This window comes from Paractinoplanes rishiriensis, assembly GCF_016862375.1.
In the GTDB taxonomy this organism is placed as follows: domain Bacteria; phylum Actinomycetota; class Actinomycetes; order Mycobacteriales; family Micromonosporaceae; genus Actinoplanes; species Actinoplanes rishiriensis.
Genome location: NZ_BOMV01000095.1, coordinates 1 through 15,867, shown reverse-complemented (window position 1 = coordinate 15,867; position 15,867 = coordinate 1). Strand labels below are relative to the sequence as shown.

The 15,867-nt window shown below is 73.8% G+C and carries 15 protein-coding genes; 1 reads left to right on the top strand and 14 read right to left on the bottom strand.

The genetic code is table 11. From position 1 onward, the window contains the following. Positions 1-22 precede the first annotated feature (22 nt). The gene (locus Ari01nite_RS41975; protein ID WP_203789271.1) at positions 23-739 is read left to right on the top strand and encodes an NUDIX domain-containing protein; all 717 of its coding nucleotides are present in this window, start codon (positions 23-25) and stop codon (positions 737-739) included. Here Ari01nite_RS41975 and Ari01nite_RS41970 read toward each other — a convergent pair. The 14 genes from Ari01nite_RS41970 to Ari01nite_RS41905 all read right to left on the bottom strand — a co-directional run. After that, positions 696-1,034 (bottom strand): effector-associated constant component EACC1, encoded by a 339-nt coding sequence (locus tag Ari01nite_RS41970; RefSeq protein ID WP_203789269.1) that lies wholly within the window; start codon positions 1,032-1,034, stop codon positions 696-698. The two genes, Ari01nite_RS41975 and Ari01nite_RS41970, sit on opposite strands and share 44 nt — an antisense overlap. A 71-nt stretch (positions 1,035-1,105) precedes the next feature. Next, the gene (locus Ari01nite_RS41965; protein WP_239163476.1) at positions 1,106-1,687 is read right to left on the bottom strand and encodes an NUDIX domain-containing protein; all 582 of its coding nucleotides are present in this window, start codon (positions 1,685-1,687) and stop codon (positions 1,106-1,108) included. Continuing rightward, positions 1,684-3,363, bottom strand: coding sequence for a CTP synthase (pyrG, locus tag Ari01nite_RS41960; protein WP_203789267.1), 1,680 nt, complete (start codon positions 3,361-3,363; stop codon positions 1,684-1,686). The genes Ari01nite_RS41965 and pyrG overlap by 4 nt, the downstream gene beginning before the upstream one ends. Before the next feature lie 119 nt (positions 3,364-3,482). Next, complete coding sequence (locus Ari01nite_RS41955) at positions 3,483-5,705, bottom strand: hypothetical protein (protein ID WP_239163475.1); 2,223 nt, start codon at positions 5,703-5,705, stop codon at positions 3,483-3,485. Further along, positions 5,702-6,805, bottom strand: coding sequence for a glycosyltransferase family 4 protein (locus tag Ari01nite_RS41950; RefSeq protein ID WP_203789265.1), 1,104 nt, complete (start codon positions 6,803-6,805; stop codon positions 5,702-5,704). The genes Ari01nite_RS41955 and Ari01nite_RS41950 overlap by 4 nt, the downstream gene beginning before the upstream one ends. Positions 6,806-6,813: 8 nt before the next feature. After that, positions 6,814-8,412 (bottom strand): murein biosynthesis integral membrane protein MurJ, encoded by a 1,599-nt coding sequence (murJ, locus tag Ari01nite_RS41945; protein ID WP_203789263.1) that lies wholly within the window; start codon positions 8,410-8,412, stop codon positions 6,814-6,816. Beyond that, the gene (locus Ari01nite_RS41940) at positions 8,370-9,203 is read right to left on the bottom strand and encodes a hypothetical protein (protein ID WP_203789261.1); all 834 of its coding nucleotides are present in this window, start codon (positions 9,201-9,203) and stop codon (positions 8,370-8,372) included. Before Ari01nite_RS41940 ends, murJ begins: the two co-directional genes overlap by 43 nt. A 25-nt stretch (positions 9,204-9,228) precedes the next feature. Further along, on the bottom strand, positions 9,229-10,158 hold the full coding sequence (locus Ari01nite_RS41935; RefSeq protein ID WP_203789259.1) for a copper transporter: 930 nt from the start codon (positions 10,156-10,158) through the stop codon (positions 9,229-9,231). 16 nt (positions 10,159-10,174) lie between these two features. Next, positions 10,175-11,353, bottom strand: coding sequence for a putative cytokinetic ring protein SteA (gene steA / locus Ari01nite_RS41930; RefSeq protein ID WP_203789257.1), 1,179 nt, complete (start codon positions 11,351-11,353; stop codon positions 10,175-10,177). 115 nt (positions 11,354-11,468) lie between these two features. After that, positions 11,469-13,223 carry a DNA repair protein RecN gene (gene recN, locus Ari01nite_RS41925; protein WP_203789255.1) on the bottom strand — a complete coding sequence of 585 codons (1,755 nt, stop codon included), beginning with the start codon at positions 13,221-13,223 and terminating at the stop codon, positions 11,469-11,471. Positions 13,224-13,319: 96 nt separating this feature from the next. Then, positions 13,320-14,207, bottom strand: coding sequence for an NAD kinase (locus Ari01nite_RS41920; protein WP_203789253.1), 888 nt, complete (start codon positions 14,205-14,207; stop codon positions 13,320-13,322). Further along, positions 14,204-15,058, bottom strand: coding sequence for a TlyA family RNA methyltransferase (locus Ari01nite_RS41915; RefSeq protein ID WP_203789251.1), 855 nt, complete (start codon positions 15,056-15,058; stop codon positions 14,204-14,206). The genes Ari01nite_RS41920 and Ari01nite_RS41915 overlap by 4 nt, the downstream gene beginning before the upstream one ends. Next, on the bottom strand, positions 15,058-15,378 hold the full coding sequence (locus tag Ari01nite_RS41910) for a hypothetical protein (RefSeq protein ID WP_203789249.1): 321 nt from the start codon (positions 15,376-15,378) through the stop codon (positions 15,058-15,060). Before Ari01nite_RS41910 ends, Ari01nite_RS41915 begins: the two co-directional genes overlap by 1 nt. Before the next feature lie 4 nt (positions 15,379-15,382). Beyond that, a partial coding sequence (locus Ari01nite_RS41905; protein WP_438872284.1) for a hypothetical protein occupies positions 15,383-15,867 on the bottom strand: 485 nt, incomplete at its 5' end.

Below are 15,867 nucleotides of genomic sequence, written 5' to 3'. Positions count from 1 at the left end.
TTTGGCAGTGTACGTTGCCGGCATGACGATCACCAGCACCCCCGGCGTCGACGTGCCGGACGCCCGCGGCCGCACCGGGCTGGACCGCGCCGGCCGCGACCTCACCGGCAACCCGGACGTCGTGATCCGCGACGTGGAGCTGATCGCCACCGCCTGGCACGTGCTGCGCCGCACCACCTACGACTACCGGCGCCGGGACGGCAGCTGGTCGCGCGAGCAGCGCGAGACCTACGACCGCGGCGACGGCGCGACCGTGCTGCTGTACGACCCGGACCGGCGCACCGTGCTGCTCACCCGGCAGTTCCGCTATCCGGCGTACGTGAACGGGCACCCCGACGGCATGCTCGTCGAGGCGGCGGCCGGCCTACTGGACAACGACGACCCGGCGTCCGCGATCCGCCGCGAGGCCGGCGAAGAACTGGGCGTCACGGTGGGCGCGCTCGAGCACGTCTTCGGCGTCTGGATGAGCCCCGGCTCGGTGACCGAGCGCCTGCACTTCTACGCGGCGCCGTACACCGCCGCGGACCGCACCGGCCCGGGCGGCGGACTGCCCGCCGAGGGCGAGGACATCGAGGTCGTCGAGCTGGACTTCGACGAGGCGCTGGACCGGATCGGCGACGGCCGGATCGCCGACGCCAAGACCGTCATGCTGCTGCAGTGGGCCGCCCTGCGCGGCCCCTTCAGCACCAGCCCCGTCAGCCTCGGCGCGACCCGAGCACGAGTTCCGGATCCACGGTGAGCAGCGCCTCGATCCACGCGGCCGCCTCCGGCGTGGGGCCGTCCAGCCGCACCGGCACGCCGCGGACCCGCATCATGACGGCCGGGCGGTCGGCCCGGCTGGTCCGCCAGGCCCCGTACGCGAGCAGGATGCTGGTGACCGCGCCGGCGTGCCGCAGCGCGAGCTCCACCGTGCCGGACGGCCGCTCGGTCACCATGGCCTGCCGCCGGACGTCCGGGTCGGTGCGCAACCAGGCCGCCAGGGCGGTCAGGGCGAAGTTGTCGGACGTCTCGGCAGCGGTGATGGCGATACGCACGCCGGGCAGGCTAGGCCGGCAGCCGCCCACCCGGTCGCACCCTGCGTGTGGGTGACACCCCACGGGTGACCCTAGGCGGGACGCAGGGTGACCCAGCCCTCGTCGCGAGCCCGGGCGGCGGCCAGCAGGCCGCCGACCGCCGCGGCGTTGGTGATCTCGCCACGGAAGATCATCGCGATCGCCTCGTCCAGGTCGAACCAGGCGATCTCCAGGTCGGCCTCCTCGTCGTGCCGGACGTGCCGCTCGTGCTCGGGCACCGCGCTGATCTCCCGGGCCAGGAAGATCCGGATCGGCTCGTCGGTGAAGCCCGGCGAGGTGTGCAGGTCGATCAGCAGGTCGTAGCGGCCGGCCACCAGGTCGGTCTCCTCGGCCAGCTCGCGGGCCGCGCCCCGGACCAGGTCTTCGCCGGCCACGTCGCGCAGGCCCGCCGGCAGCTCCCAGAGGCGCTCGCCGACGGCGTGCCGGTACTGCCGGATCAGCACCACCCGGTCGACGTCGTCGAGGGCCACCACGCCGACCGCCCCCTTGGCGCACACCACGTCGCGGCCCGCGGTCGAGCCGGACGACATGGTGACCTGGTCGCTGTAGACCGTGAAGATCGGGCCCGCGTAGCGCTCGACGCGGGACACCGTCACGTGCGCGAAGGCGCTCACGCGGGGTCGACCGGCAGCTCGTCGGCCGCCGCGTACTCGATCGCGGCCTTGACCAGCCCGTCGAACAGCGGGTGCGACCGGGTCGGCCGGCTCTTGAGCTCGGGGTGTGCCTGGGTGGCCACGAAGTACGGGTGGGTCTCGCGGTCCAGCTCGATGAACTCGACCAGCCGGCCGTCCGGCGAGGTGCCCGAGAAGACCAGCCCGGCCTGGGCCAGCTTCTCCCGGTAGTCGTTGTTGACCTCGTACCGGTGCCGGTGCCGCTCGGAGATCTCCTGCTCGCCGTAGACCTCGGCGACGATGGAGCCGGCCCGCAACTCGGCCGGGTAGGCGCCGAGCCGCATGGTGCCGCCCAGGTCGCCCTTGCCGGCCACGATGTCCTGCTGGTCGGCCATCGTGGAGATGACTGGGTACGGGGCCCGCTCGTCGAACTCCAGCGAGTTCGCCCCGGCGAGACCCGCCATGTTGCGGGCCGCGTCGATCGTCATGCACTGCAGGCCCAGGCACAGACCGAGGATCGGGATCTGGTTCTCCCGGGCGTACCGGGATGTGTTGACCTTGCCTTCGATGCCCCTGACCCCGAACCCACCGGGGATGACCACGCCGTCGACGCCCTTGAGCGCCACCGACACCCCGGACGCGGTGTCGCAGTCGTCGCTGGGCACCCAGCGCAGCTGCACCTTGACGTTGTTCGCGAAGCCGGCGGCCCGGATCGCCTCGCTCACCGAGAGGTACGCGTCCGGCAGGTCGACGTACTTGCCGACCAGCGCGATCGTGATGGTCCGCTTCGGATGGTGCACCCGGTGCAGCAGATCGTCCCAGGTCGACCAGTCCACGTCGCGGAAGGACAGGCCCAGCCGGCGCACCACGTACGCGTCCAGGCCCTCCCGGTGCAGCACCTTGGGGATGTCGTAGATGCTCGGCGCGTCCGGCGCCGCCACCACGGCCTCGCGGTCCACGTCGCAGTACAGCGCCAGCTTGTGCTTGAGCTTCTCGGGGATCTCCCGGTCGCTGCGGCAGACCAGAGCGTCCGGCTGGATACCGATGTTGCGCAGGGTGGCCACCGAGTGCTGGGTCGGCTTGGTCTTGAGCTCGCCGGACGGCGCCAGGTAGGGCACCAGCGAGACGTGCAGGTAGAAGATCCGGTCCCGGCCGACCTCGTGGCGCACCTGGCGGATCGCCTCCAGGAACGGCAGCGACTCCATGTCGCCGACCGTGCCGCCGACCTCGGTGATCACCACGTCGGGGACCCGGCCGTACTCGTCCGGGTCGGCCATCGCGAAGATGCGTTCCTTGATCTCGTTGGTCACGTGCGGGATCACCTGCACGGTGTCGCCCAGGTATTCGCCGCGGCGCTCCTTGGCGATGACCGCCGAGTAGATCTGGCCGGTGGTCACGTTCGCCTTGCCGGACAGATCACGGTCGAGGAAACGCTCGTAGTGACCGACGTCCAGGTCGGTCTCGGCGCCGTCCTCGGTCACGAACACCTCGCCGTGCTGGAACGGGTTCATCGTTCCGGGATCGACGTTGAGGTAGGGGTCGAGTTTCTGCATGACGACCCGCAGTCCGCGCGCGGTCAGAAGATTGCCGAGACTCGAGGCGGTCAGCCCCTTGCCCAGCGAGGAGGCGACGCCCCCGGTGACGAAGATGTGCCGCGTGTCGCGCACTGATGAGGCCAACGCCCGCTCCCGTGGTCGCCTGTAGGAAGGTCATGCAGACCGGGGCCACGCCCCATCCACGGGAGTCCACCGTAACACCTGCGACCGCGTCCGCACGTTCGGGCTGCTCGTGGCGCGTGTCAGCGTGCCGCTAAGTGATCTTCGTCGGATTTGCGCAGGGCCGGACCGCCCGGGCCGTCGGTCTCGCCCTCGGGCCGGGTGCGGTCCGCGGCGTGCAGCAGCACCCGCAGCACGGTCAGCACCGTGGTGGGCACCACGGCCGCGGCCGCCGCACCGGCTACCACCAGCGCGGTCCCGCCCAGGATGCCGGCCAGCAGGGTGGCCACCGCGATCCCGGCGCCGGCCGCGCGCAGCGCCGGGTGCAGGCCGAACACCCGGCTCAGCCCGCCCCACGGCGAGAAGCGGCAGAAGACCAGCATCAGCACGCCGACCACGGCCACGATCGTCAGCGGGCTGTGCAGCAGCGTCTCGCCGTTGGCCGCGGCCGCGCGCTGCATGGCCGGGCCGCCGGTGCCGTTGCTCAGTTCGGTCAGCAGCCGGCCCAGGCTGCCCTGCTCCAGGGCGGGCCGGCGCAGGTCGAGCACCGCGAACCCGATCGTCACCGCGAGCCCGGCCAGCGCGGCCCAGGCGAACCGCGGGAAGGTCAGCCAGCCGCCGGTGCTGATCGCCGCGGCCACGCACACCCCGGCCGTCACCGCGATCGCCCCGACCGCGTCCGCACCCAGGTACGGGCTGCCGACCATCACCACGCCCACCCCGCCGAGCAGCACCACGATCACCGGGCGCCAGGGCTTGCTGACCCACTGCGCCAGGCAGCCGGACAGCACCAGCAGGCCGGCCACGAACACGCCGACACCGACCCCGCCGACCCCGGCGTACTGGGCACCGATCGTCGCCGAATACCCGGCCACGCCGTTGAGCTGCAACTGCGCCCCGGTCAGCAGGTCGATCGCGACCACCACGGCGGCGACACCGGCCGACGCGCCCAGCGGCCACAGGGTGCGCTGGTAACGCGGCGCCACCCGGATCAGCACCGTGCCGACCACGATCAGCGCCGCGGTGGCCAGCGCGAACGCCCAGGCCGGACGGCCGGCCCGCCACCACGGGGTGGCGTCCGCGACCAGCGCCGCCGGGATGGCCAGCGAGGCCGCGATCAGGGCCAGTTCGAAACCCGCCACCAGGTGCGGCGGCGGTAGCGCGGGCCGGGTCGGCCGGGAGTGCCGCCGGGCCCGGCCCAGCACCGGCACGATGGCCACGAACAGCAGGAACAGCAGGATCGCCAGCACGGTGAAGAAGATCGCAGCGACCGCGCGCTGGGCGGTGGCCCGCTTGTCGGCGTTGTGCGGGCCCTGCACCGCGTCGGCCACACCGGCCGGCCGGCCGGGCACCACGGTGGCGGCCCGGCCCGCGAACAGCTTCTCCGGCCACGCCTTGCCGAGCGCGGTCAGCACGGTCGGGGCCAGGTCGATCAGCTGGAGGTAGCCGACCCGGCCGGTGCCGGCCGAGGTGAGCCAGCCGCCGTTCCAGCCCTCCCCGGCCGCGATCGCCAGGTGCAGCCGCGAGCCCCGGTCGGTGTCGGACAGGCCGGCCACCAGCAGCAGCGACCGCTCCGGGCGGGCCGCCACCACCCGGGCCAGGATCGCGTCGGCCCGGGCCACCGCGGCCGCCCGCTCGGCGCCGGAACCGGCCACCGTGCCCAGGTCGACGACGCTGAGCTGGCAGTCGGACAGCAGCGGGGCCGGGTTGGCGGGCAGGTCGGCCTGGTACTTGTCGACCCGGCCGAACGGCCGGGCCGCCATGATCGCCGCGCCCGGTCCGACCGCGGTGGTGCAGCGCAGCGTCTCGGCCAGCGCGCCCGGCACCGCGCCGTACGGCAGCCGGTCCTGGTTGTCGCGCACCACGTTGCGCTGGTTGGTGATGTTCGCGCCGATCGCGTCCGGCCGGGTGAGTTCGGGCGCGGGCGGGTCACACCGGCTCCGCTCGGCTCCCGGGCGCGGATAGGCCGCGTAGTTGCCGGCGCCCAGCGTGACCCAGCCGTCCGCCGGGCAGGTGACCCGCTGCGCCGAGCGCACCGACAGCCAGCCGATCGAGCCGCGGGTGGCCTCCTGCCATAGTGCCGGGGTGCGCTGCGGGTCCAGGTCGTCCCAGCGCAGGCCGGGCGCGCCCGCCACGATCACGTAGTCGACCGTGCGGGACGGGGTGCCGGCGGTCGGGCGCACGGTCAGGCCGGTGAGGCTGGCGGCCACCGCGAGCAGAACCAGGGCGTACGGGAGCCAGGCCGCGGCCCGCCGGTCCGGGGTGTTGACCCGGCGCACCCGGCGGAACCCGTCGAGAAGGCTCACCCCCGGGCCGTCACTTCCGCGTACGCCGCCCGTACCGCGTCGACCGTGTCGGCCTCGCCCGGCCAGGTGGTCGCCCGGCGGACGCCGCGAGCGGCCAGGTCGGCGCGCCGGTCCGGGTCGGCCAGCAGGTCGCGGACCGCCTTGTCGAGCGCGTCCACGTCACCCGGCGGTACCAGCACGGCCGCGTCGCCGACCAGCCCGGGCAGCCCGCCCACCGCAGTGGTGACCAGCGGGACGCCCGCGGTCAGCGCCTCCTGGGTGAACAGCTGGCGGGCCTCCCAGTCGCTGGTGACCACCGCGAGGTCGGCGCCGGTCAGCAGGTCGGGCACGTCGCTGCGGCGGCCCAGCAGATAGAACGGGGCGTGCTTCTCGGAGGCGCGCTGGGCCAGCGACATGTAGCTGGGCCCGGAGCCGGCCACCACGACGACCGGCGCCGGGTTCAGCTCACGCCACCGGGCGGACGCGTCGACCAGCAGGTCGTACCGCTTCTGCGGGTGCAGCCGGCCGACCGACAGGATCATCGGCGTCTCCGGCCGCAGCCGGAACTCGGCGCGCACCGCGGCCCGGCTGCGCCGCGGCGGGGTCAGCGTGGGCGCGGCCACCGCACCCAGCCGGGCGTTGCGGGCGCCGAGCGCGGCGGCCCGGGTCACCAGGTCCTCCGAGGCGCCCAGGGTCAGCGTCGCGCCGCGTGCCACGATCCGCTCGACCAGCGCCGACGCCTGCCCGCGCAGGCCCTTGGCGAGCACCGCGTTGTGCCAGGTCACGATGATCGGGACGCCCGGGCGGGCCATCCCGGCGACGAACCCGGCCCGCAGGCCGTGCGCGTGCACCACGTCGATCGGCCGGGACGCGAGCGCGGTGCGCAGCTGCCGGATCGCGCCGGCGTCCTGGGCGCCGGGGTTGGCCGGGATCTCCACCGCGACGAACGGTGCACCGGACGCGCTGAAGCCGAACAGCTCGTCCGTCGCCGCCGGCCCGCAGACCAGCACCTCGCAGCCGGCCGCGCGCAGTCCGCGGGCCAGCGAGGCGACGTGCTGCCCGATCCCGCCGGTGCTGGATGCCAGCACGAGCGCCACCGAGCCGCGCCAACCGTCGTCCACTCGTTCCCTCACTTTCTGCCCAGGCGGCGCACCATCGGGGCCAGGTCGCGCCGGTTCAGTGGGTAGGTCACCGCCAGGAACACCACCAGGACCACGACGCCGCCCAGCACGCCCTGCACCACGCTGCCGCCCAGGGTGGGTGCGGCACCGACCAGGTGTCCGATTCCGGCCACCACGCCCCAGCCTGCGGCCGCGGCGGTTCCCGCGGCCACGATACCGACGGCGGCGGCGCGGCCCAGCCCGGCCAGGGCAGCCGGACCGGCGTGCCGCCGGACGGCGAGCACGAGCAGCACCCCGATCACGGTCATTCCGGCCGCGTTGGCCAGGCCCAGCCCGAGCAGCCGCCGGTCGTCGCCCAGCCCGGCCAGCGCCAGCGCCGTGCCGGCCGCGACCAGCCAGCCGGCCGCGGTCGAGAAGGCGGCGGCGCGGGTGCCACCGCGGGCGTACAGCGCCCGGGACAGCAGCGCGAACAGGGCGTACCCGAACAGGCCGGGCGCGAAGGCGGCGATCCCCGACGAGGCCGGACCCGCGCCGATCAGGTACGCGATCGGCCCGGCCAACGCCACCAGGGCGGCCACACCCAGCCCGGCGGTCAGCATGATCGTGCGCGCGGCGCCGGACAGCGCCGAGCGGTAGGTCTCCTCGTCGCCCTGGCTGGCCGCGGCCGCGAGCGTCGGGTAGGCCGCGGTGGCCAGCGGCACCGCCAGCACCGCCCAGGGCAGCAGAAACACGGTCTGCGCCGCGTTGTAGTCGGTCAGCGCGGTGCCCACCGCGAGCAGGATCGCCACCAGCGTCATCACCTGCTGCGAGCCGACCGTGACCGCGCCGGCCCAGCCGAGCCGCACCGCCTGCCGGGCCTCGTCGCCCGGGAACCGCAGCGCGGGCCGCAGCCGCAACCGCAGCCGGCGCAGCGGGATGAGCAGGCACAGGGCCAGCACCACGACGCCGGCCGTGGTGCCGGCCGACAGGATCAGCTCACCGCTGCGGCTCAGCCCGGCGAAGTCGCTGCGGGCGCCGTCGACCAGGGCGTAGGAGAGGTACGCGCCCATCACGGTGACGCTGGACAGCAGCGGGGCGAGCACCGGCCAGGCGAACCGGTGGTGGGCCTGGAGGACGCCGGTGAGCACGATGCCGATCCCGTACAGCGGCAGTTGCGGCGCGAAGACCCGCAGCATGCCGGCGGCCACCTCGGCGTGCGCCGGTGGCACCCCGAGCAGCCCGGCGATCGGGCCGGCCAGCACCGCGACCAGCACGGCCAGCGGTACGAGCAGGACCAGCACCCAGGTCAGCAGCGCCGAGGCGACCGCGCCGACCCGCTGCCGGTCGCCGGCCGCCACGTGCCCGGCCAGCAGCGGCACCACGAGGCTGGCCAGCGCGCCGCCGGCGACCAGCTCGAACACGATGTTCGGGATGGTGTTGGCGGCGTTGTAGATGTCGGCGAGGTCGTCCCGGCCGACCGTGCGCAGGAAGACGAGGGTGCGCCCGAACCCGGCGATCCGGGAGACCACCGTGAGAACGGTGATGAGCGCCGCCGCGCCGGCAATCTTGGTCGCGGAGGTGGCGGTCACGCGGGCCGGCGGCCCAGCTCGTCCAGTCGCCTCAGCCATGGGGTGTCCTGGATGACCTGGGTGAAGCTCACCTTTTCGCTGGCCGCGGTCAGTGCCGCCAGCGCCGCCAGGGCCGCCGCCCGGCCGGCCGGCCCGGTGCGTGCCACCAGGGCGACGCCGAGCAGCGCGCCCAGCGCGTTGGCGCCCGCGTCGCCCAGCATGATCTCCTCGCCGAGGTCGTCGGGCAGCAGCGCGGCGCCGGCACCGAGCGTGCCGGCCGCCACCCCGCCGCCGCGGCGCAGGGCCAGCGGCGCGCCGATCGCCGCGGACGCCTTGATCGCCCGGCCGGGGCGCAGGTCGAGCAGGTTGATCAGGTTGGCCGTGCCGGCGATGACCCCGGCGCCGAGCAGCACGTCGGTGGTGCGGCCGAGGAACCCGGTGCGCCGGCTGCCGACCAGCGCCGACGCGACCAGGCCGGCCGCGCCCACTCCGGCGATCTTGACGAGGCCGCTGGTGACCCGGCCCTCGCGCAGCGCGCCCAGGTGGCCGGCGAAGCCCTTGGCCGCCTTCTGCTCGGGGCGGTTGCCGACGACGTCGTCGTAGAGGCCGACCGCGCCGGACACCGCACCCGCGGTGACCGCGGCCGCCGCCACCCGTCCGCTGGGCGCGCCGAGCGCGGCACCCACGGTGGCACCGAGCGCGAGCGCCGGGCCGCCGGCCAGGGTGACCGTGCGTCCGTGGAAGTTGGTGCGGTCGAGCGCGGCCGCCTGCGGGTCGCGGCGGATCCAGGCGAGCGCCCCGCGGGCGACGGAGGCGCCGATGCCGAACGCCCGGAAAACTCCTGTGGCCATGGCAGGGAAGTCTAGAGACCGGACGCTACGACGCGGCCTTGGGCACCATCGAGGCGGCGCCGGCAGCCAGGCCGTACTGTCCGACCTGGTTCTGCACCAGCCGCTCGGCGGCAGCCAGCGCGGTCGCCACCTGGCCGTCCACCGTGCTCGCGTTGTCCACCGTGGAGATCTCCTTGACCAGCGTCGGGTCGCCCCGTACGGCCGAGATCAGGTTGCCGTCGCCGGCGCCCAGACCCGCCACCACCAGCGGCTTGCCCTTGAACTGGGTCGCCACCATCACCGCGGACTGGCTCTTCTTCGCGGCGTCCTTGTCCGACGCCGGCTCGCCCGAAATGATCACCGCACCCTCGGCACCGCCGGTCGCCTGCTCGGAGACGGCGATATAACCCCCTCGGGTGTACGCGGTGAGCACCGTCGTCACGTCCTCGGCGCTGGGCGGGGTGCCGCCGCGCTGGTACAGGGCCAGGGCCAGCTGGGCGCTCGCCGTCTCCACGCCGTCGCTGTTCAGCGGCAGCCCGTCGGTGCGGATCGTCGGCTGCGACGACTGGCTGGCCAGGTCGAGCAGCTCGAACGCCATGGCCGGGTCGAAGAACTTGTCCTGCACGGTGACCTGCGCGGTCACCGTGGCACCGGCCACCTTGAGCATCGCGACCACGCCGTCCACATACTCCGACGTGCCGGGCAGCGCCACCACCACCAGCTTGCGGCCGGGCAGCTTGCCGTTCAGCAGGGCCGGGGCGATCTCGGTGGCGAACTCCTGGTTGCGGTTGATCTCCTCGCGGTACTGGTTGATCTGGTCGCGCTTGTTGCTGTTGTCCTTGTTCAGCGCGGCGATCTGGTCCTTGAGGTTGTCCGCCACCGGCCCGTTGAGCGCGGCGGTGCCCACGACCAGGCCGATGGCCAGAGCCAGGAAGACCGCGGTGAGCGACACCACGTGGTACCGGAAGTTGATCACTACGAGCCCCGGGCTTCTAGAAAAGGTGTCCCAGCTGGAAAACCAGATTGTCCCACCACTCGGAAACCACGGTGAGGTACGCCCGTCCGATGGTCGACACGGCCACGGCCGATGCCATCGCGGCCATCGCCGAGAGCACCAGCAGCAACAGCGCCGAACCGGAGATGTTCTGCCGGTAGAGCCGGCTCACCCCCTTGGCGTCCACCAGCTTGCCGCCGACCTTGAGCCGGGTCAGGAACGTCGAGGCCATGCCGCCGCGGCCCTTGTCGAGGAACTCGACCAGGTTGGCGTGCGTGCCGACCGCGACGATCAGGGTGGCGCCCTTCTCGTCGGCCAGCAGCATCGCGAGGTCCTCGCTGGTGGCCGCGGCCGGGAAGGTCAGCGCCGCGATGTCGAGCTGGTGCACCCGCTCGAGTCCGGGGGCCCGGCCGTCCGGGTACGCGTGCACGACCACCTCGGCGCCGCAGCGCAGCACGTCGTCGGTGACCGAGTCCATGTCGCCGATGATCAGGTCGGGGGTGTACCCGGACTCGACCAGCGCGTCGGCGCCACCGTCCACCCCGATCAGCACCGGCTTGTACTCGTGGATGTACGGCCGCAGGACGTCCAAATCGTCCTTGTAGTCGTAGCCGCGCACCACGATCAGCACGTGCCGGCCCGCGATCTTGGTCTGCACGTCCGGCACGCCGACGCCGTCGAGCAGCAGGTCGCGCTCCTGCTTGAGGTAGTCCATGGTGTTCGCCGCGAACTGCTCCAGCTGCACCGACAGACCCTCGCGGGCGTCGGCCATCGCCACCGCCACGGTGTCCGAGTCCTGCCGCACGCCGGAGGCCACCGCCTCGCCGTCCACCAGCACGGTGTCACCGTCGACGGTGACCAGGTCGCCCTCGTGCAGCCGCTGGAAGACCTCCTCGCCGAGATCGTCGACGAGTAGGACACCGTTCTTGATCAGCACCTCGGGGCCGAGGTTCGGGTACCGGCCGGAGATCGACGGCTTCGCGTTCAGCACCACGGCCACCCCGGCCGCGACCAGCGCGTCGGCCGCGACCCGGTCGATGTCCACGTGGTCGATGACCGCGATGTCACCCGGGCGCAGCCGACCCGTCAACCGCTTGGTGCGGCGGTCGAGGCGGGCGGTGCCGGTGATCGCGTCGGGGTCGGCGCTCCTGGTCCGGCGCAAGGTGGGAAGTCGCATCACGGCCATCCTGACATGCCGGATCACACGCCTGGCACGCGACATGCGCGATCTCACCCACAAAAGGGGCAAAGCGCCCCGCTAGTCCGACGACGGCCAGCCTACCTTTTCCGCGCTACCTTTTTTCGCGGGCGGCCACCGCCAGCAGTTCCTCGGCGTGCGCGATCCCGAGGTCGGAATCGGGCAGCCCGGCCAGCATGCGGGCCAGCTCACGGGCGCGTTCGGTCTCCTCGACGATGCGCACCCCGCTCGTGGTGATCGCGCCGCCGGTGTCCTTGGCGACCACCAGGTGGCGATCGGCGAATGCGGCCACCTGCGGCAGGTGGGTCACCACCAAAACCTGATGGGTACGCGCGAGGCGCGCCAGCCGCCGGCCGATCTCGACCGCCGCGGTGCCACCCACGCCCGCATCCACCTCGTCGAACACCAGCGTCGGCGGACCACCGGCCCCGGCGAACACCACCTCGATGGCCAGCATCACCCGGGACAGTTCGCCGCCGGACGCGCCCTTCTGCAGCGGCAGCGACGGCGCGCCGGGGTGGGCCCGCAGCCGCAGCTCGACCTCGTCGGCGCCGTCCGGGCCGACGCCCAGCTCGGCACCGTCGACGGTCACGGTCGGGTCGTCCTTGCCGGCCGGGCGGGGCAGCACCGCCACCTCGACCCGCGCGTGCGGCATGGCCAGCCCGGCCAGCTCGACGCTGACCGCCTCGGAGAACCGGGTGGCCGCTTCGGCGCGGGCCGTGGTGAGCCGCACCGCCAGCTCGCCCACCTGGGCGGCCAGCCGTTGACGTTCCTTGTCGAGCTCCTCGAGCAACTCGTCGGACGTGTCCAGCGCGGCCAGCCGGGAGCGCGCGTTGTCGGCCCAGGCGATCACGCCCTCGACGTCGTCCGCGTACTTGCGGGTGAGGCCGCGCAGCACCGCCCGCCGCTCGTAGATCTGCTCGAGCCGGGCCGGGTCGGCGTCCAGCGAGCTCAGGTAGGCCGACAGCTCGGCCGAGACATCACCCACCAGGGTGGCCGCCTCCTCGATCCGCTGCGCCAGATCGGACAGCGACGGGTCGACCGAGGACTGCGCTTCCAACGTGCGCCGGGCGGTGCCGAGCAGCTGGGTCGCGTCCAGGGTGTCGTCGGCCGTCTCGACCCCGCCGGCCAGCGCCTGCGCCGCGGTGGCCGCCGCCACCCGCAGACCCTCGGCGTGCTCCAGCCGCTGCACCTCGGTGCGCAGCTCGTCGTCCTCGCCGGGCTGCGGGTCGACCCGGTTGATCTCGTCGAGCCCGAGCTTGAGCAGGTCGGCCTCCTGCGACCGGGCCCGCGCGTTGCGCCGCCGGTCGGCCAGGTCGTCGACCACCTGACGCCAGCGACCGAACGCCTCGCGATAGGTCTCCAGCAGCTTTTCGTGCTCGGGGCCGGCGAACCGGTCGAGCGCGCCGCGCTGCTCGGCCGGACGCAGCAGGCGCAGCTGGTCGGACTGTCCGTGCACGGCCAGCACCTGCTCGCCCACCTCGCCGAGCATGGCCACCGGCATGCTGCGGCCGCCGACGTGCGCCCGGGACCGGCCCTCGATCGTCACGGTGCGGCTGAGCAGCACCGAGCCGTCGTCGTCGACCTCGGCACCGGCCTCGGTGATGCGCGTCTGCACCGTGTCGGCCAGCGTGCCGCGCAGCCGCAGCCGGCCCTCGACCACGGCCCGGCCCGGGTCGGCGCGCACCCGGCCGGCGTCGGCCCGGCCGCCGAACAGCAGGCCGAGGCCGGTCACGACCATGGTCTTACCGGCACCGGTCTCGCCGGTGATGACGTTCATCCCCGTCGTCAGTTTCAGCGTCGTGTCGTCGATGACGCCGAGCCCGGTGATGCGCAACTCCTCAAGCACAGCGCAGACAGTAACGGGGCCCACCGACAATTGCCCAGCGCGGTCCTCTCGAGCTTGAGCTGGCCCGCGGCGGAAAACCCCAGACAAAACCGTTGATTAACGTCGATTCCCCCGCCAGCCCTCCACCGGGAGGGCGAACTTGGCGACCAGCACGTCCGTGAACGGCCGCGGCGACAGCCGCACCAGCCGTACCGGCAACTGACCACGCTCGACCGTGACCTTCGCGCCCGGCGGAAGGTCCCAGGTGCGGCGTCCGTCGCAGCAGAGCACCGCGAACGACGTGTACGGGTCGACGGTCACCACGAACGACGACGTCGGAGCGGTCACCAGCGGCTTGCTGAACAGTGCGTGCGCGCTGATCGGCACCAGCAGCAGCGCCTCCACCTCGGGCCACACCACCGGGCCGCCGGCCGAGAATGCGTACGCCGTGGAGCCGGTGGGGGTGGCACACACCACGCCGTCGCAGCCGTACCGGGCCAGCGGGCGGCCGTCCACGTCGACCAGCAGCTCGAGCATCTGCGCCCGCTGCCCCTTCTCGACGCTCACCTCGTTGAGCGCCCAGGAATCGGCGATCAGGCGTCCGTCGTACTCGGCCCGGATGTCGAGAGTGAGCCGCTCGTCCACCGTGTACGTGCCGTTGACCACATCCTGGACGGCCTGGTCGAGGTGCTCGATCTCGGCCTCGGCCAGGAAGCCGACCTTGCCCAGGTTGATGCCGAGCAGCGGCGCCTTGACCGGCCGGGCCAGTTCGGCGGCGCGCAGGAACGTGCCGTCCCCGCCCAGCGCCAGCACGATCTCGACGCCGTCGGCCGCGGTCGGACCGGCGACCGCGGTCACCTCCTCGGGCAGGTCGAGGTCGGCCGCCTCCTCGGCGACGACCCGCACCTCGAAACCGGCAGCCAGCAGGTCCCGGGCGACGGCCCGAGCATGCTGCGTGCTCTGCCGGCGCCCGGTGTGCGTAACCAGCAGGGCCGATCGCATCATTCATCCTCCAAGGGCACATTTTCCGGCGGGGCAGAAGCTACCTCCCCGGAGGGCCCCGCGGCGACCACTCGGTCGATCTCCGCTTGATCGGCGGGCGGGGCGTCCCGGCGGAACCAGACGAAGAACTCGACGTTCCCGCTCGGCCCCGGCAGCGGGCTGGCGGTCACTCCGGACACGCCCAGCCCCAGTTCGGCGGCCGCCGCGGCGACGTCCAGCACGGCCTCGGCCCGCAACCGCCAGTCGCGGACCACGCCACCGGTGCCTACCCGTTCCTTGCCCACCTCGAACTGGGGTTTCACCATCAGTGTCAGATCGCCGCCGGGATCGGTGCAGGCGGCGAGCGCGGGCAGCACCAGGCGCAGCGAGATGAACGAGAGGTCGGCCACGGTCAGACCGACCGGCCCGCCGATCAGCTCGGGGGTCAGCGTGCGCACGTTGGTGCGCTCCAGCACCACGACCCGGTCGTCGTTGCGGATCGGCCAGGCCAGCTGCCCGTAGCCGACGTCGACCGCAACCACCTGGCCGGCGCCGGCGCGCAGCAGCACGTCGGTGAACCCGCCGGTGGACGCGCCGGCGTCCAGGCACCGGCGGCCGGTGACGGTCAGCCCGCGCGGGCCGAACGCCGCCAGCGCACCGGCCAGCTTGTGCCCGCCGCGGGACACGTATTCGGTGGCCGGGTCCGCGCCGGTGACCAGCACCGGGTCGGCCGGGTCGACCATGGCGGCCACCTTGCGGGCGACGGTCCCGCGGACCTGCACCCGGCCGGCCTCGACCAGCGCGGCGGCCTGCTCGCGGGAGCGGGCCAGCTTGCGGCGGACGAGTTCGGCGTCGAGACGAGCACGACGGGCCATCAGCGGTCGATGCTCGCCAGGGTTTCCTGGAGCACCTGGTGCGCGGCCTCATAGGCGGCGATCTGCTCACCGGGCGCCAGCCGGGCGGCGTTGGCGAGCGACCGCAGCGCGGCGTCCACCGCGGGGTGCCCGGTGTCCTCCGGGTCGCGGCCGTCGTCCGGTTCGTCCCAACCCTGCGACGGCGCGGCCGGCGCCGGATTTTGCGGGCCGGGCTGCGGCGCCGGATGGTATCCGCCCGGCTGAGACGGCGGGCCGGGCCGGAAACCGCCGGGCGGCGGGCCCGGGCGCGGGCCGGGCTGCGGGGAGTGCGGGAACGTCATGCTGCTACGCCTCCGGGCTCTTCGGCGCGGCCTTCCTGGCCGCCTTCTTCGCGGGCGCACGCTTGGCGGACGCCCGCCGCGGGGGCGCCGCTTTCCTGGCCGGTCCGGCAGCGTTCCGCGCCGCGTTGCCGTCCCCCGAGGGCTGCTCCACCGGGTGCACCGGCGCCACAAACGGAAGCTCGGTCGCCGCGGCGGCCTCCTTCACGGCGGCCACCGGCGATTCCGCGGTGCCGGCCGGCGCGGTCGGCTCGGCCGCCCTGGTCTCCTTCGTGGCCGGCGCCTTGCGGGCTACCGCCTTCTTCACCGCCTTCTTGGCGGGAGCAGCGGGTTCCGCGGCCTTCTTGGCCGGCGCAGCGGGCTCGGCGGCCTTCGTGGCCGGACCAGCCCTGTTGACGGGCGCAGCCTTCGCGGGCGGCGCAACCTTCGCGGGCGGCGCAACCTTCGCGGGCGGCGCAACCTTCGCGGGCGGCGCAACCTTCGCGGGCGGCG